A 20447-nucleotide genomic window follows, 5' to 3' on the forward strand; every position below is an offset into this window, starting at 1 on the left:
TGCCCGCTGACACGAAGTTTGGCTATAGCGACGAACACGGCAATTGTCTTTCGGAGAATCAGTTCTTCACCGCCGTTGGGCAGGGCCGCGCGTTCGACGTGGAAAAACACGTCAAGGCACATAGCGCGACACTGGTGCTCAAACCCGCCAGCGCCGCGACCCGGCTACCCGATGTCACCGCGATCAGGCCGATCAGTCATTGGGCGCGTGGCGATGCATGGCCCCCGCTTGCCCTGACCACGCTGGACGGCCGCACGATCCATCCGGCCGATTTGCATGGACATCGAACTCTGGTGAGTTTCTTCTTCGCTACCTGTGCGCCATGCGTCGCCGACCTGCCCGCACTGGATGCCTATCACGCCCGTCATCGGCGACAGGCCGTGCTGGCGATCACGTTCGATAGCGAGGATGACGCCCGGCAATTCGTCGCAGCACGCCCGTTATCCTGGCCGGTGGCTTTTCATGCCCAGCGGTTCCTCGATCACATCGGCGTGGGTGTCTATCCCAGCTTTGCCGTAGTCGATGAGAACGGCCGACTGGTCAAGGCCGCATCCGGCGATCGACTGCGGCGCGGGCATGAGGTCCTTACCGTCGAGGATATCGAGCGCTGGCTGGCGGCTCCGTAACGGGAAAGATTCGTCAACCTGATCAGCCTGATTTAGGTTGACAGAGTTGAGTGAGCTGGCACACTGCGCACTCCTCACACCCATCCTGGATGCCCATGTCCGCAGCCGCTGTTCGCCACGACTGGACCCGCGACGAAGTCGCCGCGCTTTTTGCCATGCCTTTCAATGATTTGCTGCATCGCGCGCACGAGACACACCGGCAATACCACGATCCCAACGCGGTGCAGGTGTCGACGCTGCTGTCGATCAAGACCGGGGGCTGTCCAGAGGATTGCTCGTATTGCCCCCAAGCCGCCCGTTACGACACCGGCGTGCAGGCCCAGAAACTGATGAGCGTGGAAGCGGTCGTGGCGCGTGCGCAGGCCGCCAAAGACGCGGGGGCCAGCCGTTTCTGCATGGGTGCCGCTTGGCGCAGCCCCAAGGACCGCGATGTCGCCAAGGTGGCGCAAATCATTTCGGCGGTGAAGGGGCTTGGCCTGGAAACCTGCGCCACGTTGGGCATGCTCAACGGTGAGCAGGCCGACACGCTCAAGGCGGCAGGCCTGGATTACTACAACCACAACCTGGATACCGCGCCGGAGTTCTATGGCGAGATCATCCAGACACGCCAGTACCAGGATCGCCTGGACACGCTTGAGCATGTGCGCGAAGCCGGATTGAAGACCTGCTGCGGAGGCATCGTCGGCATGGGCGAGACCCGCTCGCAGCGCGCCGGCCTGCTACAGACGCTGGCCAACCTGCCCGAACACCCCGAATCAGTGCCTATCAACCAGCTCGTACGCGTCAAGGGCACGCCGCTGGAAAACAGCCAGGCGCTCGACCCGTTCGAATTCGTGCGTACGATCGCCGTCGCGCGCATCCTGATGCCCGCATCCATGGTGCGCCTGTCTGCCGGCCGGCAGGACATGGACGATGCCGTGCAGGCTCTATGTTTCCATGCGGGTGCCAATTCGATTTTCTACGGCGAAAAACTGCTGGTCACCGGCAATCCGGAAGTCGAGCACGATCGCGCGCTGTTCCGCCGCCTGGACCTGCACCCGCTGGAGGTCGTCGAGCATTCGGGCACGGTGCATGCGGATATCGTGGAGCCTTGCGCGGCGTGATGGCCGGGGCTGCCCCTTCGGACCGGCCTGGCACCCCCGCGCCGCCGGGGGAGCGGAAACGATGTCACGGCGAGCCTGGCACGCGGCGTTGCGCGTCAAGCCATGCGTGAAGACCTGATCGCCCGGCTCGCGCAGAACACAGCACTGCGCGAACGCGAACAGTTACGCCGACGATTGCGCCATATCGACCAGGTCGACGGCCCGTTCGTGTGGTCGCAGGGCCAGCGCCTCGTATCGTTTTGCAGCAACGACTATCTTGGCCTTTCGCAGCATCCGCGCGTGATCGCTGCCTTGCGCGACGCCGACGTCGTCGGCAGCGGCTCGGCGCATCTGATCTGCGGGCACCGCCGCGAACATGCCCGCCTGGAAGAAGCACTCGCCGAGTGGACCGGGCGCGAGCGCGCCGTGCTGTTCTCCACCGGCTACATGGCCAATCTCGGCGTGCTCCAGGCGCTGTTTGGCAAGAACGACGTGTGCGTCCAGGACAAGCTCAACCACGCTTGCCTGCTCGACGGTGCCGCCCTGGCCGGTGCCACGTTGTTGCGCTATGTGCACGCCGATATCGACAGCGCGACGCGCCAGTTGCAAAGCCACGGCCATGCGGCCGCGCTGCTGGCGACCGATGGCATTTTCAGCATGGATGGCGACGCCGCACCGCTGGCGGAGCTGGCGAGCCTGTGCACCGATGAGCACGCGACGCTGATGGTCGACGATGCCCATGGCCTGGGCGTGGTCGGCCCCGACGGGGCCGGCAGCGTCGCGGCCGCCGGACTGAACGCATCGCACGTGCCCGTGCTGATGGCCACCCTGGGCAAGGCGCTGGGTACGTTCGGCGCTTTCGTCGCCGGCTCCCAGGCACTGGTCGATGGCCTGACGCAATTTGCCCGGCCGTATATCTATACCACCGCGATGCCGCCAGCCCTGGCGGCTGCCGCACACGCGGCCGTACAGGTGGCCCGGGAAGAATCCTGGCGCCGCGAGAAACTGGCCGCGCTCATCGCGCGCTTTCGTACCGGGGCTGCCCAATTAGACCTGCCCCTGATGCCCTCGGCCACGGCGATCCAGCCCCTGCTGCTGGGCGAGCCGGCAGCGGCCCTGCGTCTATCGGCGCACGCCGAGCAGGCCGGCCTGCTGGTAACCGCGATCCGGCCGCCGACCGTGCCACGCCTGAAGGCCCGGCTTCGGATCACGCTGTCGGCATGGCACGAGGAAACCCAGGTGGACCGGCTGCTCGCCGTGCTGGCCGACGGCATGGCGGCCAGTCGCCTATAATGGGCGGCTAAGCAAGACCCTCGCCTGCCATGTCGATCATCAACCTTTCCGCCTATCGCTTCGTCAGCCTGGATGACCTCCCGGCACTGCGTGAGCGCGTGCTTGCACGCTGTGAAGCCCTGTCTCTGAAGGGCACGATCCTGCTTGCGCCGGAGGGCATCAACCTGTTCCTGGCCGGTTCGCGCGACGCGGTCGACCGCTTCATGGACTGGCTGCGCGACGACTCCCGTTTCGCCGGATTGATGCCGAAGGAATCGATCTCCGAAGACGTCCCGTTCGGGCGCATGCGCGTACGCCTGAAAAAGGAAATCATCACCATGCGCATGCCGGCGATCCGCCCCGAGCATGCGCGCGCGCCGGCGGTGACACCGCAGACCCTGCATCGCTGGCTCGATGCCGGCCACGATGACGAAGGGCGCGAGGTCGTGCTGGTCGATACGCGCAACGACTATGAGACCGATGTCGGATTGTTCGAGCATGCCGTGGATTATCGGCTCGGCAGCTTTACAGGGTTCCCGCAGGCCATTGCCGCCGATCGCGAGCGTTTCGCCGGCAAGACCGTGGTGTCGTATTGCACCGGCGGCATTCGTTGCGAGAAGGCGGTGTTGCACATGCAGGACATCGGCATGGATCACGTCTACCAGCTCGAAGGCGGCATCCTCAAATATTTCGAGGAAACCGACGGCGCGCACTGGCAGGGCGACTGTTTCGTCTTCGACGAACGTGGCGCGGTGGATCCCTCGCTGGCTCCGGCTTCGCTGCCACCTTCAAGCGACGACCCATGAACCTGTTCATCGACCGCCAGGGAACCGGCCCTGTCCCGCTGGTGCTGCTGCATGGCTGGGCCATGCATGGCGGCGTATTCGACGACCTGGTCGACGCCCTGCGCGAGCGATGCACGCTTTATGTCGTGGACCTGCCTGGCCATGGGCATTCGCGCGACAGCGGCCTGCCACTGGAGCCGCAGGCGTGTGCATGGGCTATCGCCGAAGCCACGCCACCGGCCGTCTGGGTGGGCTGGTCGTTGGGTGGCCTGATCGCTCAGAGCGCCGGATTGCGGCTACCAGAAAAGGTGCGCGCACTGGGCGTGCTGTGTTCGACACCCAAATTCTCGCGCGGCCAGGATTGGCCTTATGGCAGCGATCCCACCCTGGTGCGCCAGCTGGCCACCGATCTGGAAACCGACTATCACGCCACCATCGAGCGCTTCCTGGCGCTGGAGGCGATGGGCAGCCAGGATCCGCGCAGCGAGCTGCGGCACCTGCGCTCACTGGTCTTTGCACGCGGCGAACCCGACCTGCGCATCTTGCAGGAGGGCATTCGCATCCTCGACGAAACCGACCTGCGGCAGGACATGACCGCGCTATCGATGCCCACTGCCTGGATCTGCGGGCGACGCGACCGGCTTGCCGCTCCCGCCGCCGTGGCCTGGGCGGCCGAACACGCGGGCGGCCAGTTCACCCAGATCGAACATGCCGGCCATGCGCCGTTCTTCGGCCACGTCCCGGCAGTTGTCGCGGCGCTGGAGCCCTTGCTGGAGGCTTTCCGTGAGTGACGACTTCCGCGTAGACCGCGCGCAGGTACGACGTCGTTTCGGCCGCGCCGCGGCGACCTATGAACAACATGATGCCTTGCAACAGGAAGCACAGAAGCTACTGGCCGAACGCCTGGACTTCTATCTGGAAGAACCCGGCCGCGTGCTCGATGTGGGCGCGGGCACGGGGCGCGGCACGGCACTGCTGAAAAAGCGCTACGCCAAGGCGCAGGTCATCGCCGTGGATATCGCCTTGCCGATGCTGCGCGCCTCCAAGCGACACATGAGCTGGCTCAAGCCGTTCTCACGGGTCTGCGCCGACGCGACCGCGCTACCCTTCGCCGATCACAGCGTGGATGTGCTGCATTCGAACCTGTGCTTTCAGTGGGTGGAAGATCCCCGGGCGTTGTTTGGCGAATGCGTGCGCGTGCTCAAGCCCGGCGGCATGCTGGTGTTTTCCACCTTCGGCCCGGATACGCTCAAGGAACTGCGGGCAGCCTGGGCTCAGGCCGACCAGCAGCCTCATGTAAGTCGTTTCCTGGACATGCACGACCTGGGCGACGCGATGATTGCCTCGGGTTTGCGCGATCCGGTACTGGATGTGGATCGCTTCACGCTCACCTATAGCGAACCGCGCATGCTGTTGAAGGAGTTGCAGGGCCTGGGCGCCACCAACGCCGATGCGACCCGCGAGCGCGGCCTGCTCGGACGCCAGCACTACACACGCATGCTGCAAGCCTACGAAACCATGCGCGTCAACGGCCGCATCCCGGCCACCTGGGAAGTCATCACCGCCCACGCCTGGGGCCCGCCACCGGGCCAGTCACGCCGCGGCGCGGATGGTGGAGAGATTGCCAGTTTTTCGGTGGACGCATTGCGCGGCTCACGGCGGCGTTGATGGGGCCGTTGGAGGTGGGAGACGGGTAGCGGGGGCGTAACCGTGGTGGTCGCCGCGACCTTGCACGATGCGAAAGCGCTGCTGCGACTTGCCTCGCCGCCTAAGCGAACGGATTGGCGCCCTCCGTCCCCATCCCCAACCTCCTGATCCAGGCCAGCCATCCGTTCCATGGACATCCAGACGTCCATTCGAACACTGCACAAACGAAGCACTCCGACTCATCGTCTTATGACAGTCATAAAAGCTTCATTGGCAGATGACAGCATTCGCACCTTCTTAACACCTGCGCGCCCGCACCGATGGCCGGGCTGGCGTATCGCCAATTTTTAGGAAGGGGAATTGCGTGTTGCAGAAGACTGTTCTCGCCGTGGCTTTGGGCCTGGCGCTGTCGACGGCTGTCCATGCGAAGGACGGCACGACTGATAACACTGCCGCCGTCGCCGATGCCGCCGCCCAGCCAGGCGCCACGACCGACCAGGCGACCAATCTCGACACGGTCTCCGTGGTGGGTAGTGGCCAGTCGCGCCAGGTGCAGCGCGTCACGCAGAAAAACCAGGATGTGTTGCCCACCGGCACCAGCCTGCAAAAAGTGTTGAACATCCTGCCGGGCGTGAATGCGCAGTCGATCGACGCACTGGGGGCGAACGAACAATCGATGACACTGAGCCTGCGCGGTTTCAATGCCACGCGCCTGGGTTATACGCTCGACGGCATGCCGCTGGGCGACAGCGCCTACAACAATTACAACGGCCTGAGCATCAATCGCGCCCTGATCTCGGAAAACATGGGCGGTGCCGAGATCGCCGAAGGTATCGGCAACCTGGGCACGCCCTCGACCAGCGACCTGGGTGGCACCATCGCCTATACGTCGAGCGATCCGCTCAAGCAGATGGGCGGCCGCATCAACCAGACGTTCGGCAGCGACATGAATCGCCGTACGTTTGCGCGCTTGGACACCGGCGAGTACCAGGGTTTCTCGATGTACCTGTCCGGCGCCCGCACCACGTCCGAACTGTGGAACAACCAGAGCGCATACAACAAGTCGACCACCAAGCAGTTCAATGGCAAAGCCGTCTACAACTTCGACGGCGGTCGTATCAGCGCCTTCGCCGACACCTCGCGCACCTCGCAGGCCGATGATTTCTATCTTTCCAAGAATGAGCTGGCACGCGGCCTGGGGTGGGACTGGGGCGGCTATGCGCCGAATTTCCAGAAGGCCCTGAGCCGCGCGTACTGCAACACCGGCAGCTTCAACGCCAAGCTGTGCGACAAAAGCGGTCCGGACCAGGATGCCGATGGCGCCTTCACGGGTGGCCAGATCCTGCGCAACGACGACCTGTATTACGTTGCCGGTGACTTCTTCCCATCCGACACGGTCACCTTGCATGCCCAGGTGTACCACCACGAAGATGCCGGCTCGGGCAACAACTGGAACAGCGGCAGTTTCTCCAATCCCGGCACGGCGCAGCAGTTGCCGTTGATCGTGCGCGAGACGCTCTACACCATCAATCGCACGGGCGCGATCTTCAACGCGGCCTGGGATATCGGTATCAACCATATCGAAGGCGGCATCTGGTACGAGCACAATATTTCCAGTGCGTCGCGCTACAACTACACCAACGTCACCGGACCGCGCGACCTGAGCAGTTTCCAGACCACGCAGCCGGATGTAGGCACGTTCGACCAGCGCACCGTATGGCGCACGCGCCAGGCGTACCTGCAAGACACCATCAAGCTGATGGATGATCGCCTGTCGATCGACTTCGGCGTGAAGAGCCCACATGTGACATCCGACGCCACGGCACTGCCGGGCATCGCCAAGAAGCCGATCGCCGCCAATTCCAGCGCCCAGTTCGCCACCGGCAGCCTATCGGCCAGCCGCGCGTTCCTGCCGGGCCTGGGTGCGCACTACAACCTGGGCGACGGCCAGGAAGTATTCGCCAGCTACGCCGAGAATATCGCCATGTTCCAGGGTGGCTTCAAGCTCGGTCCGCAGGCGGTCAGCCAGGCAACCTGGGATCAGCAGCAGACGCTGCGCCCCGAGCAGTCGCATACGCTGGAAGCCGGTTATCGCATCGTGCAGTCGGACTTCCAGGCTTCGGCCGCGATCTACAAGGTTCGCTTCGACAATCGCCTGTTGCAGTACAACCCCTGCAATTCGCGCCAGCCGGTGGGCCCAGGCTGCGGCAACAAGTTCTACAACGTTGGCGGCGTGGACAGCCACGGCGTAGAGCTGACCTTCCTGTGGACGCCGAACGAGCACCTGCGCTGGTACAACTCCGCCTCGTACAACCGCTCCACCTACGATAGCGATTACGTGCAGGCGGGCGTGCTGGAGCCGACCAAGGGCAAGATCCAGGTCGATACGCCAACCAAGCTGTTCGCCAGCGAAGTGACCTATACGTACGGCCCATGGTTCGCCACGCTGCGCGGCAAGTACACCGGCAGGCGCTATTACACCTACACCAACGATCAGGGCTTCGGTGGCTTCACTACGTTCGACTTCGGCACCGGCTACGACTTCGGCGCCGTGGGCTTGATCAAGGACGTACGCCTGAGCGTGAACGTGACCAACCTGACCAACAAGCGCTATGCGGCGAACTTCGATAACAGCGTGTTCGCGCCAACCGATCCGAATGGCACGATCTACGTATTCCACGCATCGGCGCCGATCCAGACCTTCGCAACACTTGATGTTCGCTTCTGATGAACCCCGAGGGCGCTGGCAACGGCGCCCTTCCTCGTGCGGGCCGCATCTCGTGCGCCCCTTGATGGATATACCGCGATGAAACAGTTCGCCCTGTGCCTGCTCCTTGCCGCCGGGTGCACCGGCGCGACCGCCATGGACGTGCTCACGCCGCACGTGATCGATCAGGCTGGCCCGCAATCGTTCACGCTCCAAGGGCGTACATTCGTCAACCAGGGACTGGTTGGCACGGGACGATTGCCGGCAGGCACCGTGGATTTCCTGGGTGACACGCTGGGCTCGTTTTCCTCCCTGGCGGTAGTGCCCAGGAGCTGGAAACGCGTAGGCGACCACTACGAAGCCACTTTGTGGACCCTGCCCGATCGCGGCAGGAACGATCCCAGCGAGGGGTTGTTCTACGACTACGCCGCGCGCCTGCATCGCTTCCGGCTGAAGTTCAAGCCCTATGACGGCAAACCATTGCCAGCCGATATCCGTTCGCAGAACCAGGTAAGCATTCAGCCGGACGGTGGCCTGGTGCTGACCGATTTTCGCGGGCAGCGTTTCACGGGCGCCGACCCGGCCGAAGGCACAACCACGCAGAAGGGCATCCTGCTACCTTCGCCGCGCAGCGGCACGGGCGCGGGCAAGGTCTCGATGGATGCCGAGTCATTGCAATTCACGCACGACGGACATTTCTACATCGGCGACGAGTATGGCGCGCACGTGTACTACTTCGATGCGAAGGGACGCCTGCAAGGTGTCCTCGTACCGCCAGCAGCCGTCGTGCCACGGACCGATGGCAAAGTCGATTTTGGCTCGCTCAATCCGCCGCAGACTGGACGCCGCAACAACCAGGGCGTGGAGGGCATGGGCTTGTCGCCCGATGGCACGCACTTGTTCGTCACGCTGCAAAGCGCGTTGATCCAGGACAGTGCGCGTGGCGATGCCAGCGGCCGCATCAATACGCGTGTACTGGTCTACGACGTCAGCCACAATCCGGTGCCGGACAAGCCCGTGGGCCACTACGTGATGCAGTTGCCTGCGTACAACGATCATGGCAACGGCAAACCTGCCAACAAGACTGCCGCGCAAAGCGAGATCCGCGTGCTCAATGAACATCAGTTCCTGATGCTGTCTCGCGATGGCAACGGCTTGGGCACGGATAACGACAAACCCATCGTCTACAAGAGCATATTGCTGGTCGACACAGCGGATGCGACCAACCTGGCAGGGAGTGCTTACGAGACGACCGCCGCGTCAGTACTGCGCTCACCCGACGGCAACGCACTGAAAGAAGGCATCAAGCCGGCCGCATGGTATGAGCTGGTGAATCTGCTTAACCGCTCACAGTTGTCGCGCTTTGGCCTTAACGTGGACACGCAACCGAAAAATCAGCCGCTTACGCTATCGGAGAAATGGGAAGCCATGGATCTCGTCCCGGTGCTCGATCCTGCGAAGCCACAGGATTACTTCCTGTTCGTGGGTAACGACAACGATTTCATCGCGCGCCATTGCGTGATGGATCGCCAGCGCTGCGACTCGTCGTTCGACAACGACAATATGCTTCTCGTCTATCGCCTGACCTTGCCCAGCATGCAACAGCACCAACGACCTTAAGATCGCGGCCGGCGAGGGCAACCGGCTGCGTCCCCCACCAGAAGGCAAAGTCGCATATGAAGAAGTCGATCGCGTGCTCCATGATGGCAGCCGGCATGCTGCTCAGCGTCGCCAGCCATGCCAACTCGCCGGTTTCCGTGAACAGCAAGGAGTACAAGGTACTGCTCGACCCGAGTCTGTTTGCCAGCAACCCTTCCGGCGCCGCCAGCTCATTGCTTTCGGCATTGAAGACACGCCTTACCCAGCTCAACTTCGACAAGACCATCACCGGCAGCTTTGCCGCAGGTGACCACGACCAGATCAGCTATTACGACAGCCCCAGCAGTTGCGTGCTGCACAGCAACGGCTATTCGGTACGCTATCGCACCGGTGACGACAAGGATATCGAGTTCAAATACGGTCATCCGGACGAAGAACTGTCGTACTACACCGATGTCACCGGCACCGGCAAGAACAAGAGCAGCAAGATCGAAACGGATGTCAGTCCCGACAAGCTGGTCTATTCGCATTCCACCAAGCAGGATGCCGCCAGCAGCGGCGCACCGACCACCGTGAGCGCGTTGATCTCGCAGTTTTCCGGCGCGAGCACGTTGTCTTCCTACAGCTCGCAATCGTTGGTGCCGGTCAACGGCCTGACGATGAACCAGCAGGAATACGACGGCCCCAGCTCGGATATCGGCAACTCCGATGCCGATTTCACCCTCACGATCTGGTACGTAGGCAATGCCAGCGCACCGTCACTGGTGGAGCTTTCCTTCCGCGTCGATGCCGACAGCAGCAGCTACTTCACCACGCCGGTATTGCAACGTTCGCAACTGCTGATGCAGGCCATCAGCAGCCTGGGCAGCTGGAACCTGGCCAACTCGACCACGAAGACAGCCTGGGTGTACGCCTACCATTCGGCTGGCTATCCGAATGGGTTTTGTGCGCAGTGAGGCCTCGCCTTCACAGCAACCCTCTCTCTCCCCGTAAAAAGGGGGAGAGAGATTTACCGTGCCAGGCTAGTAGAAAACACCAGCCGCCGCCCTAGCGGCTCGCAAAATGTCGTTTCGACGAACTGATAAATGAGCGGTATGTGAGTTACTTCAATAGATCCACTGCTGGCGAGCACTGCCGGTGCACTTCCATACCTGCAGATAAGAGCCGTTTGCTGTTCCCGCAGCAGGATCATCAAGACAGATACTAGGGTCGAGCTTGCTGCGTATCTCACCTCGCAGATGCCATACCTGTTGCGGATTGCCGGTGCAAGTACCCACGCTGACCTGTGTGCCGTTACCTACGGCTGTGCCAGTGAGCTGCAGGCACACACCCGAACCGCTCTGTATCATACCATCAATGACATACCACTGCTGGTTCGTGGCTTTGGTGCAATCCCATATTTGAACGGGTGTATTGTCGGCTGTTCCATAATTGACGATATCGAGGCAACGACCCTCGCCGTTGGTTATCTGCAAGCTGCTCGAATCGTAGCGCCAACGTTGATTGGTACCGCCCAGATCATCCCACACCTGCAGGCGCGTTCCGTTGCCGATGCCGTAGCCGACCGCGTCCATCACCTTGCCATTGGCGGTGACTAGGGCCATGCGATCAAAATACCAGTCCTGATTGACCGCCCCGGTCAAGTTCCACATCTGTACCGCCGTACCATCTGCAGTTTGCGAATTGCGAACATCCATCTCCGTAACAGTGTTATACGAACTCCACTTGGAACTTAGAAAATCCCATCGCTGCTGCCGGGATCCATTGCAATCCCACATCTGGACAATGCTTCCATTGTCATAAATGCCCCCACCTCGCAGATCAACGCAGCGACCCGTAGCCGCCGAACGAAGCTGATCTTGCAACGTAGTGTCTGCGGACGTGTATACCGATGCACGAAAGGCCGCTGCGATGGGCATGGTCTGGCGAAGCGTCCTGGCAACGTCTGCCGTTGCCGCAGTACCGCAGGGCTGGCCTTCGCAACTCGAAAGTAGTGGCGTCGAATAGACCGCGTATTGCGTTTGGCTACCTAGGCCATAGGCCATGATGTCGTAGAAGGCGAAGGCATCATTGCGATAACCATGCGAGTATGCGAACAAGCCATTGTTGGGAGAAATTTCGACATTATGCGCGGCACCCAAGTTGTGGCCCATTTCATGGGCCAGCGATAGATCGACGCAGTAACTGTAGTAGCCGTTGCCCTCGTCATACTGTCCATCGCTGACCTCAGAGTAGGCATAGTTGGGATCGTGCCCACTGTTCATGATGTAGGCGAGACCACAGCCGTTTTGTGCAGGCCCGAACACACGCACTAGACTGACCAGATCAGCACCATACTTATCGCGCGCGGCATGCACTGCCGCCAGTGGCGACGTCGATGCACCCGATTGCAGATCGGTCAATGCCTGCGAATTGTCGGTCGCATCGGGATAGTCGACTTCCATGGTGCCGACGAGCCGGTATTGACCACCGATGTTCGTATTGAACAACGCGTAATTGGCGGTATCGAAAATGTCGCTGACAAGGGTCTGGGCGGCGCTGGTCGTGCCAACTCTTTCTCGAAAGCCTTTGGTATATGCAATGAAAACATCCACTGTCGGCCCCGTGGATGTCGCCGTGGCTCCGCCTGCAACTACCGGTAAATCCTCGCCGATACTTGGCGCGGCGGCCATGCCCGGGATGGTGACAGCATCGGTGCCTGGGCGCTCTCCTGCACGCAACTGCGAAAGCGGTGTCGATGCCACATAGACCTGTCCGGCCACGGTTGTCAGCTTGAGCAGATTGCCGTTGACGCTGGGCAGGTGTCCGAAGGTGGCGTCCGGACCGAAGGTGATCAATGCCGTGCGGTTGGTTCCGCCACCGGATTCGCGCCCGATCCATGACCAGATCTTGTCAGCATGCTCAACGTGCTTGTCGAACGTGAGCGATACCTGCGTGCCGTCAGGTGCAGTGAAGGTAAGCTGCCCATTCAGCATCGAAGCCGATACGTCACCCATGGCCAGCCTGACCGGATAAAGCGTAGCGCCATCCTGGTGCAATAGCTTGCCAGGCTGATAATCGAGCAGGTGTGCGGTATCGGCTGCCGCTGGCGTTGAAGAAGGCACCGCAGGAACATCGGGATGACCCAGATCGGCATGCCGCGGGGGAAGCGGTGTCGATATATGAGGCGCGATAGCCGGACCAGGGCCTGGCTTGGACGTAGCGGCCACAGGCGCGCCGGCGGAGGGCCAGAGCCACTGCGAGACGCCAATGCAGAACGCGGCCAGCACCATCCCCGCCACGAGGCGAGGTAAAAGCTTTCTTTTCATACAGACCCCTGTTTATCGAGTCCGGCGATGGCTCGATTATTTTGGTTTCAAGTTACTACATCGAAACCCCTCAGGGGTAGGGTGTTACGCCTGTTTGCAGGCACCGGGCCAGGCGAACTCGCAAAAAATTTGCGTCCAGAGTCACGCTCGGTACCGGAAGCAACTGCTGACATGATCGTTGACCATTCCGGTCGCTTGCATGAACGCATAGCAGATGGTGGAGCCAACGAAGCGGAAGCCGCGCTTCTTCAATGCCTTGCTCATGCGATCGGAGATCTCGGTGCTGGCAGGAACCTCGCCCATGGCTTTCCACCGGTTGCGCTGTGGCTTGCCGCCAACGAACGACCACAGGTAGGTATCGAGGCTGCCGAACTCGGTGATGGCTTCCTGCGCGGCTTTCGCGTTGTCACGCACGGACCAGATCTTCAGCCGGTTACGTACCAGGCCTGGATCGAGCAGGAGTTTCTCCAGTTCACGGTCTTTCATGGTCGCCACGCGGTCGATGACGAAGTCGTGGTACGCACGACGGTAGTTTTCACGCTTGACCAGTACTGTGCGCCACGACAGGCCGGCCTGGGCACCTTCCAGACAAAGGAACTCGAACAGCATGCGATCATCATGCAGCGGCACGCCCCACTCGTTGTCGTGGTAGTCGCGCATGATTTCAAGATCGCCATTGGCCCAGGCGCAACGGGTGACAGACGCCATGATGTCTCTCCAAGTGGAGTGACAGCATAGCTAACGAAGGGGCGACCAGCGAGGGCGCCATGGCTTAGATCGCGGCATGTGCCGATAACGATAGACAGGATATCGTTATCGGCACAGCGCGCTCACCACCAAGCGCCCTCGCTGCTCGCCCCTCCCCCTGTGATGTACTAGACGGCTTGCCTCGCCGTTTGCCTACCTGTCTCCCCTGATTGACCGGTATTTAAAATCAACGGCGTCATATGGCAATGGCCGCACGGCGACGTTGATGCAGGTGATGGACTACCAGCACGATAGCCAGCACGGCCACCACCACGCCAAAGATCGTCATGCCCAGATTGTTGCCGTGGATGCCGTCCATGTAACCGGCCGGCAGGCGACCGCCGTTGTCGTATATGTGCAAGGCAGCCATGCCCGTGTAATGCATGCCACAGACCGCCAGGCCCATGACCAACGCACTGCCGGTCAGTTGCGCCGCGCCACGCATGTGCGACGCCAGCCAGAGCGCGGCAATGGAGGCGATAATCGCGATCGCTACCGAACCTGTGACGATGTTCATGTCATAGGACATGGATGCGGCCACCAGCATCGCCGCCATGCCGACGTAGTGCATGCTGACCACGCCAAATCCCATGCAGACCCCGCCAAATACCAGCCGCGCACCGCTGAAGGTACCCGATGCGGCGACCCATAGACCCACCGAGCACGCCACAAACGCCATCAGCGCCGAGAGCGCGGTAAGTGATACGTCGTAGGTCACCTGTACGCCCATGTCGCAGGCAAGCATGGCGATGAAGTGCATGGACCAGATGGCGCCCACGCCCATGACGGCGCCAGCGGTGAGCACGGCTGCCACACGTTGCCGACGTGTGCGCGTCAGCGGAATCATCACGGCCAGTTGCAGTGCGGTGAACGATCCCAGGACCGAGACCGCGTACGAGAGCACGATAAGCAGCAAGTTGTAATTCTGGTGGTCATGCATGAAAGTCTTCCTTGTACGGGCATGCGCGCAGTGCCATCGGGATCACGCCGCGATCTCCAGCACACAGTCATCCGCGCCATGCCCACGGCATTGCAAGTGGCGTACCAGCACGGCCGATACGTCGGTTGCATCGCCCAAAAGACCTTCGAGATAGCCTCCAAAGAAGCGACATCCGGACTGATTCTTCGGCGAACACATCGCGCTGTTGCGGATGTGCAACTGCCGCTCCTGCTGCTCCACGGTGGCCAGGTCGCGCAGCGCCGGCAGCGCGATACGCTTGAGCGCCTCGGCCAGCGACAGCTTGGCACCCAGGGCGTAATCGCGCTTGTAGACCCACGCGCCGGTGCGCCTTCCGGCCAGTTGCAGCGACGCCTGCCTCGCCTCTTCGGGCACGGCTGCCTCCAGTGCGACCAGCCAGGGAAAAACGCGCGGATAGTCGAGCGCCATCTGCGGCAGAACCTGCTCGATCTGGCGCATGTCGGCATGCTCGGGTGGCAACGGCGGAACATCGCCATCGAATGGCTCTGCCGGCTCGATCGATGGCGCGAGTTCACGGGCGAGTGGCGCGGCTGTCACCAGGGCAGCATCGGGTTCGGCTGTCGCCGCCTCGAAACCCAGCACACGGGCGTGACTGCCCACGGCATCTTCGAGCAGCCACTGCCGCTCGGTCGGGCCGCGCACCACCATGGTCAGGTGGGCGCCCTGGATGTCCTGGGCGAGTCGTTGGCGGACAAGGCTGAAACCGTTGGCGATGACCAAGCGGCCCAGTTCGATCAGCAGGCCCTCCCGACGGTCGGAAAGGATCTGCATCTCCAGCTCGATCATAGGCCCCCCTGTCGTCGATGCTGGTGCAATAAATTTGTGGTGGAACGATGCGGGAATCAGCGGCGAATTTGTGTGATTGACCGCAAAAAGCCCGCAACGACCCGCCGCCGTACGAGCGCCCGGTGCGCCCCGTGAAAGCTTTGCGCAAGGATGCGCACGGCTCACCGGCTCCGGTTCAACGCCAGGGCAGATCCTCAAGATCGACGTTGCCGCCGGTCAGCACCAGCCCGATACGCTTGCCGACAAACTGCCCGGGCTGCCGCAGCACGGCGGCCAACACGATAGCGCTGGAGATTTCCACCACCAGCTTGAGCTCGGACCACAGCCACTTCATCGCGGCTACCGCCTCCTCGTCGCTGACGGTCACGGCCGTCACCCCGTGGCTGCGCAATACCTGGAAATTCGGCGCCCCTACCAACGTACGCAAACCATCGCACAAGGTATGCGGCGTGAAAGGCTCCACGCGCGCACCCTGCGCGAGGGAGCGGGCAGTATCGTCGGCGCCTTCGGGCTCGGCGACAAACAGGGGCATGCCGGGCGCCAGTCCATGTGCGGCAATCGCGCACCCGGCCGCCAGGCCTCCGCCACCCACGGGCGTCAGCAGCGCATCGAGCTGGCCGGCCTGATGGAACAGTTCGGGCACCAGCGTGCCCTGCCCTGCCATCACGCGCGCGTCGGCGTACGGGTGCACCAGCTCCGCCCCGGTTTGCTGCTGCACGCGAGAAGCCATGGCTTCGCGTGCAGCCTGGGTCGCCTCGCAACGATGCACGATGGCTCCGGCACGCGTGATTGCATCCACCTTGGCACGCACCGCGCCCTCGGGCACAACCACGTGCGCGGGGATACCACGTGTGGCGGCCGCCAGCGCCAGCGCATTGCCGTGGTTGCCCGACGAGTGCGTCACCACGCCTCGGGCGGCGACGTGATCGTCCAGCGACCAAACCGCATTGCAGGCACCGCGGAACTTGAAGGCAGCGCCGCGTTGCAGGTTTTCGCACTTGAAATACAGGTGCGTGCCGGTGAGCCGGTCCAACGTGTCGCTGCGCATGACCGGTGTGATGAAGGCATGGGGCGCGATGCGCGCCGCTGCGTCACGGATGTCGGCCCATGAGGGAGGCGTATCGCTCATGCCTGTTCGATCTCGATGCCGCAATGGAATTGGCGCTCGGCACCGGGCTCAAGCCGGATGGCCGCGGCGCAATCGTCGCGGTTGAATGCATTGGACATGCTTTCCATCGGTTCCAGCGCCAGTGCACGACGCGCGTCGCGCGGCACGGTGTCGGCGGAGAAGGCAAGCACGATTCCACGCGTCTGCCACAATGCAATGGTCAGCCCGCTTGACGGATCGCGCAGGCGTGTGCGCGCACGACCATCGGCATCGGCATGCAGGCCGGCATAGCCATGATTGAGTTCGGTATCGCCCACGCGACGCCACTGGCGAAAATCCATCGATGGCTCGTCGTCCAGCGCGGCGTAGGCCGCATCGCCTGGCAACGGGATGTAATCGGCGTCGGTGCGCACCAGCAGGCTGGCGGGAATCTGCAACTCCCAGTCATCGACCTTGCCATCGGCGACCCGGAAATACGGATGCCAACCAAAGAAGCACGGCGCTGCAACATCGCCCACGTTGCGCATCGTGGCCAGCAGTTCCAAGCCACCGGACGCGAGCGTGTACTGGATGCTTACGTCGATGGCGAACGGATACCCGGGGTGGACACCCGGTCGGATGTCCTGGTTGACGAATACCGCATGCGCACCGGCTTCGTTCGCATGCAGTTTCTCAAGCAGGAATTCCGCATCGCGCAAGAATCCATGGCGCGACTCGCGTTTACTGCCCTCGACCCCGGGCGCAAGATCGTGCAACTGGCCGTCGAACGTGTATCGCGCGTCCTCGATGCGGTTGGCGAATGGCGCCATCGCGGCAAAGCGCGATCCGGGCCGTTTTTCGACTTCAGCCAGGTCGCGATGTGCATCGGCCAGCTGAAAGCGCGCGCCCGCGTGCTCGATCTCAATGCCTATGACGGCGGCGCCACGACTGACGATACGCACCTGACGTTGGCGCGCATCGTCCTCAAGCACGGCGACATCGTGGTTTCCCAAGCGATCGGGACTGGCACTGAACGCAGTCATGGGCTTGTTCCTGGCTTCGAAGCGCCACATGTTAGCCTGACCCACCCCATTGCCGCTCCCCGCAGCCCATGAATGCACGCCCGGAACACGCCAACGCACCCGTCCTGCTCAGCCAATACCAGCCGCCCGCGTGGCGCGTGGAGGCCATGGAACTGGAGTTCGACCTGGGCATCGATCGCACCGAGGTGCTTGCGCGCCTGACCTTGCGCGGTGCGGCGCCGCATACGCCCGTTCGCCTGGATGGCGAAGGCCTGACATTGCTATCGATCGCCCTGGACGGCCAGTCGCTCGCACCGGATCGTTATCGCCGCACCGATGACGCGCTCGAAATCGACGGAGCCAGCGACGGCAGCGTGCTGGAAACGCGTGTCGCGCTGGACCCGGCCAACAATACCGCCCTGGAAGGGTTGTACCTGTCCGGTACGCGCGAACACGGTTTTCTGTTGACTCAGTGCGAGGCGGAAGGCTTTCGGCACATCACTTTCTTTCCCGACCGGCCCGATGTGCTGACCCGCTATACAGTGACGCTGCGCGCCGACCGTGCACGCTTTCCGGTGCTGCTGGCCGGCGGGAATCCCGCCGGTTCCGGCCAGCTTGAGGATGGCCGTCATTGGGCGCGCTTCGTCGATCCCCACCCCAAGCCCAGTTATCTGTTTGCGCTGGTCGCCGGGCGGTTGGAACACATCGAGCGCGACTACACCACCGCCGACGGCCGCGCAGTCAAGCTGGTGATATGGGCTGAAGCCGATGCCATCGATCGCTGCCATTACGCCATGGATGCGCTGGAGCGCTCCATGCGCTGGGATGAGCAGGCTTACGGGCGCAACTACGACCTGGATGTATTCCACGTCGTGGCCACGCATGATTTCAACATGGGCGCGATGGAGAACAAGGGCCTCAATGTCTTCAATGCCAAGTACCTGCTCGCCGATCCCGATAGCAGTACCGACGACGAGTACCGCGCGGTCGAGGCCGTGGTCGCCCACGAGTATTTCCACAACTGGAGCGGAAACCGCGTCACCTGCCGCGACTGGTTCCAACTCAGCTTGAAGGAAGGCCTGACGGTATTTCGAGAGCAGCAATTCTCGGCAGACATGAATTCGGCGGCGCTCAAGCGCATCGAGGACATCTCGGTGCTGCGCCGCGCGCAGTTTCCCGAGGACGCCGGTCCGCTGTCGCACCCGGTGCGGCCGGCGCAGTACCAGGAAATCAATAACTTCTATACGGCAACCGTGTATGAAAAAGGCGCCGAGCTGGTGCGCATGATCGCCGGCAAGCTCGGTAGCGACGGTTTCCGGCGCGGCATGGATCGTTACTTTGCGCACAACGACGGACGCGCAGCCACACTGGAGGATTTCCTCGATGCCCTGGGCCAGGCCAACGGCATCGACCTGTCGCCCTATCTGGCCTGGTATGGCCAGGCGGGCACGCCACACATCCAGGCCAGCGGTCATTACGATCCAGACACGCAGCGCTATACGCTGACGTTGCGCCAGCACACCGCACCGACGGCACAGCAACCGCAGAAGATCGCGCTGCCGATTCCGGTGCGGTTGGCCTTGTTCGATCGCAAGGGCGGCATGCTGCCGTTGAACCTGGGCGACGCACTGGACGGCGCGCCAGAGCGCACCGTCGTGCTGGATCACGACCAGCAGCACATCATCTTCCATCAGGTGGCGAGCGAACCCGTGCCGTCGCTGTTACGTGGCTTTTCGGCGCCGGCCATCCTCGACTACGACTATTCGCCAGCCGATCTGGCCCTGCTGCTGCGCCACGACGTCGACGGCTTCAATCGCTGGGAAGCCGGTCAGCAACTGGCGACGCTTGCCTTCCAGGCGCTGCGCGACAATCGTCATGAGGACGCCATACGGGCCTGGTGCAACGCATTGGCGGAGCTGTTTGCGCATGACGATATTGACGATGCACTGCTGGCCGACCTGCTCACGCCGCCTACCGAGGTTGAACTGGCCGAACGCGAGCATGACGTGGACCCGGGTCATATCCACGCAATCGGCCAGGCCTTGCAACGTCGCCTGGCCGAACGCATCGGCACGGCGGCGCTCGTGGCGCGCTACCAGGCACTGGCATCGCACACGACACGGGCATTGGACGCCATTGACCAGGCCCGTCGCCGCCTGAAGAAGCGTGTGCTGGAACTATGGGCTCTGGTCGACGCGCAGGCAGCGCAGGTGGCAGCCGCTTCGCAGGCCTCGCAGGCACCCACCATGACGGATCGTCTGGCCGCGTTAGCTGTGCTGGTGCGTAGCCAGGCTACCCAGGCAGAGCAGGCGTTGGCGGATTTTCGCCAACGCCATGCTGGCGATCCGCTGGCCATGGATAAATGGTTTGCGGTACAGACCCAGGTACCAGGCGATCTGGCGCTCGCACGCGTCCAGGCATTGGCCGACGACAGCGCATTCACGCTGAAGAATCCCAATCGCGTGAATGCATTGCTTGGCCAATGGGCGCGCGGCAATCCCAGCGGTTTTCATCGCCAGGATGGCGCCGGTTATCGCTATCTGGCCGAACGTCTGCGCGAACTGGACGCGCTCAATCCACAAGTTGCCGCACGTATGGCAACCGTATTCAATGGCTGGCGCCGGCTGGAACCCACCCGACGCGCGGCGGCGCGCGAGGCCATCGCCGCCCTGGCCGGAGAGTCTGCGCTGTCGCGCAATCTGGGCGAGATCGTGCGCAATATGCTTGGCGAAAGCGAATAGACGAAAAAAGCGCCCGGGCGATACACCGTCGAGGACGGGTACCCGGGCGCGGAAAACGA

The 20447-nt window shown here is 62.6% G+C and carries 16 protein-coding genes; 10 read left to right on the plus strand and 6 right to left on the minus strand.

Going from position 1 to position 20447, the window contains the following annotated elements; translation table 11 throughout:
- The 9 genes from VF436_RS06085 to VF436_RS06125 all read left to right on the plus strand — a co-directional run.
- Window positions 1-626, plus strand: a 626-nt coding sequence (locus tag VF436_RS06085) for a TlpA disulfide reductase family protein (protein ID WP_330903114.1), incomplete at its 5' end; no start/stop codon positions are given.
- A gap of 95 nt (window positions 627-721) precedes the next feature.
- Window positions 722-1729, plus strand: a complete 1008-nt coding sequence (gene bioB / locus VF436_RS06090) for a biotin synthase BioB (protein ID WP_330903115.1) — start codon at window positions 722-724, stop codon at window positions 1727-1729.
- Between the two features lie 102 nt (window positions 1730-1831).
- Complete coding sequence (gene bioF / locus VF436_RS06095) at window positions 1832-3001, plus strand: 8-amino-7-oxononanoate synthase (RefSeq protein ID WP_330903116.1); 1170 nt, start codon at window positions 1832-1834, stop codon at window positions 2999-3001.
- A gap of 29 nt (window positions 3002-3030) precedes the next feature.
- Entirely contained in the window at window positions 3031-3786 is a 756-nt protein-coding gene (locus VF436_RS06100) for a sulfurtransferase (protein WP_330903117.1), read from the plus strand.
- Window positions 3783-4556, plus strand: a complete 774-nt coding sequence (gene bioH, locus VF436_RS06105) for a pimeloyl-ACP methyl ester esterase BioH (RefSeq protein WP_330903118.1) — start codon at window positions 3783-3785, stop codon at window positions 4554-4556. Before VF436_RS06100 ends, bioH begins: the two co-directional genes overlap by 4 nt.
- Entirely contained in the window at window positions 4549-5433 is an 885-nt protein-coding gene (gene bioC / locus VF436_RS06110; RefSeq protein WP_330903119.1) for a malonyl-ACP O-methyltransferase BioC, read from the plus strand. Before bioH ends, bioC begins: the two co-directional genes overlap by 8 nt.
- Before the next feature lie 346 nt (window positions 5434-5779).
- Entirely contained in the window at window positions 5780-8140 is a 2361-nt protein-coding gene (locus tag VF436_RS06115; RefSeq protein ID WP_414649821.1) for a TonB-dependent receptor, read from the plus strand.
- Between the two features lie 78 nt (window positions 8141-8218).
- On the plus strand, window positions 8219-9739 hold the full coding sequence (locus VF436_RS06120) for an esterase-like activity of phytase family protein (protein ID WP_330903121.1): 1521 nt from the start codon (window positions 8219-8221) through the stop codon (window positions 9737-9739).
- 56 nt (window positions 9740-9795) lie between these two features.
- A complete protein-coding gene (locus VF436_RS06125; protein ID WP_330903122.1) occupies window positions 9796-10674 on the plus strand; it encodes a hypothetical protein in 879 nt (292 codons plus the stop codon).
- 150 nt (window positions 10675-10824) lie between these two features.
- On the opposite strand, the gene VF436_RS06130 is transcribed toward VF436_RS06125, so the two are convergent.
- From VF436_RS06130 to VF436_RS06155, 6 genes are all read right to left on the minus strand, one after another.
- Complete coding sequence (locus VF436_RS06130; RefSeq protein WP_330903123.1) at window positions 10825-13026, minus strand: ricin-type beta-trefoil lectin domain protein; 2202 nt, start codon at window positions 13024-13026, stop codon at window positions 10825-10827.
- 141 nt (window positions 13027-13167) lie between these two features.
- Entirely contained in the window at window positions 13168-13734 is a 567-nt protein-coding gene (locus tag VF436_RS06135) for a DNA-3-methyladenine glycosylase I (protein ID WP_330903124.1), read from the minus strand.
- Window positions 13735-13969: 235 nt separating this feature from the next.
- A complete protein-coding gene (locus VF436_RS06140; protein ID WP_330903125.1) occupies window positions 13970-14713 on the minus strand; it encodes an MHYT domain-containing protein in 744 nt (247 codons plus the stop codon).
- A gap of 42 nt (window positions 14714-14755) precedes the next feature.
- Entirely contained in the window at window positions 14756-15538 is a 783-nt protein-coding gene (locus VF436_RS06145; RefSeq protein ID WP_330903126.1) for a hypothetical protein, read from the minus strand.
- Window positions 15539-15713: 175 nt separating this feature from the next.
- Window positions 15714-16667, minus strand: a complete 954-nt coding sequence (locus VF436_RS06150; protein ID WP_330903127.1) for a pyridoxal-phosphate dependent enzyme — start codon at window positions 16665-16667, stop codon at window positions 15714-15716.
- Window positions 16664-17668, minus strand: coding sequence for an aldose epimerase (locus tag VF436_RS06155; protein WP_330903128.1), 1005 nt, complete (start codon window positions 17666-17668; stop codon window positions 16664-16666). The genes VF436_RS06150 and VF436_RS06155 overlap by 4 nt, the downstream gene beginning before the upstream one ends.
- 68 nt (window positions 17669-17736) lie before the next feature.
- On the opposite strand from VF436_RS06155, the gene pepN reads away from it, so the two are divergent.
- Entirely contained in the window at window positions 17737-20388 is a 2652-nt protein-coding gene (gene pepN / locus VF436_RS06160; protein WP_330903129.1) for an aminopeptidase N, read from the plus strand.
- Window positions 20389-20447 lie beyond the last annotated feature (59 nt).

The sequence above is a fragment of the Dyella sp. genome, assembly GCF_036384435.1.
Classification (GTDB): domain Bacteria; phylum Pseudomonadota; class Gammaproteobacteria; order Xanthomonadales; family Rhodanobacteraceae; genus GSA-30.

Bases quoted from the DNA above. Each gene is read 5' to 3' on its own strand.
- VF436_RS06120 (WP_330903121.1), top strand. From the start codon at position 8,219: ATGAAACAGTTCGCCCTGTGCCTGCTCCTTGCCGCCGGGTGCACCGGC.
- VF436_RS06145 (WP_330903126.1), bottom strand. From the start codon at position 15,538: ATGATCGAGCTGGAGATGCAGATCCTTTCCGACCGTCGGGAGGGCCTG.
- pepN (WP_330903129.1), top strand. From the start codon at position 17,737: ATGAATGCACGCCCGGAACACGCCAACGCACCCGTCCTGCTCAGCCAA.
- bioH (WP_330903118.1), top strand. From the start codon at position 3,783: ATGAACCTGTTCATCGACCGCCAGGGAACCGGCCCTGTCCCGCTGGTG.
- VF436_RS06150 (WP_330903127.1), bottom strand. From the start codon at position 16,667: ATGAGCGATACGCCTCCCTCATGGGCCGACATCCGTGACGCAGCGGCG.
- bioF (WP_330903116.1), top strand. From the start codon at position 1,832: ATGCGTGAAGACCTGATCGCCCGGCTCGCGCAGAACACAGCACTGCGC.
- VF436_RS06125 (WP_330903122.1), top strand. From the start codon at position 9,796: ATGAAGAAGTCGATCGCGTGCTCCATGATGGCAGCCGGCATGCTGCTC.
- bioB (WP_330903115.1), top strand. From the start codon at position 722: ATGTCCGCAGCCGCTGTTCGCCACGACTGGACCCGCGACGAAGTCGCC.
- VF436_RS06140 (WP_330903125.1), bottom strand. From the start codon at position 14,713: ATGCATGACCACCAGAATTACAACTTGCTGCTTATCGTGCTCTCGTAC.
- VF436_RS06135 (WP_330903124.1), bottom strand. From the start codon at position 13,734: ATGGCGTCTGTCACCCGTTGCGCCTGGGCCAATGGCGATCTTGAAATC.
- VF436_RS06130 (WP_330903123.1), bottom strand. From the start codon at position 13,026: ATGAAAAGAAAGCTTTTACCTCGCCTCGTGGCGGGGATGGTGCTGGCC.
- VF436_RS06100 (WP_330903117.1), top strand. From the start codon at position 3,031: ATGTCGATCATCAACCTTTCCGCCTATCGCTTCGTCAGCCTGGATGAC.
- VF436_RS06155 (WP_330903128.1), bottom strand. From the start codon at position 17,668: ATGACTGCGTTCAGTGCCAGTCCCGATCGCTTGGGAAACCACGATGTC.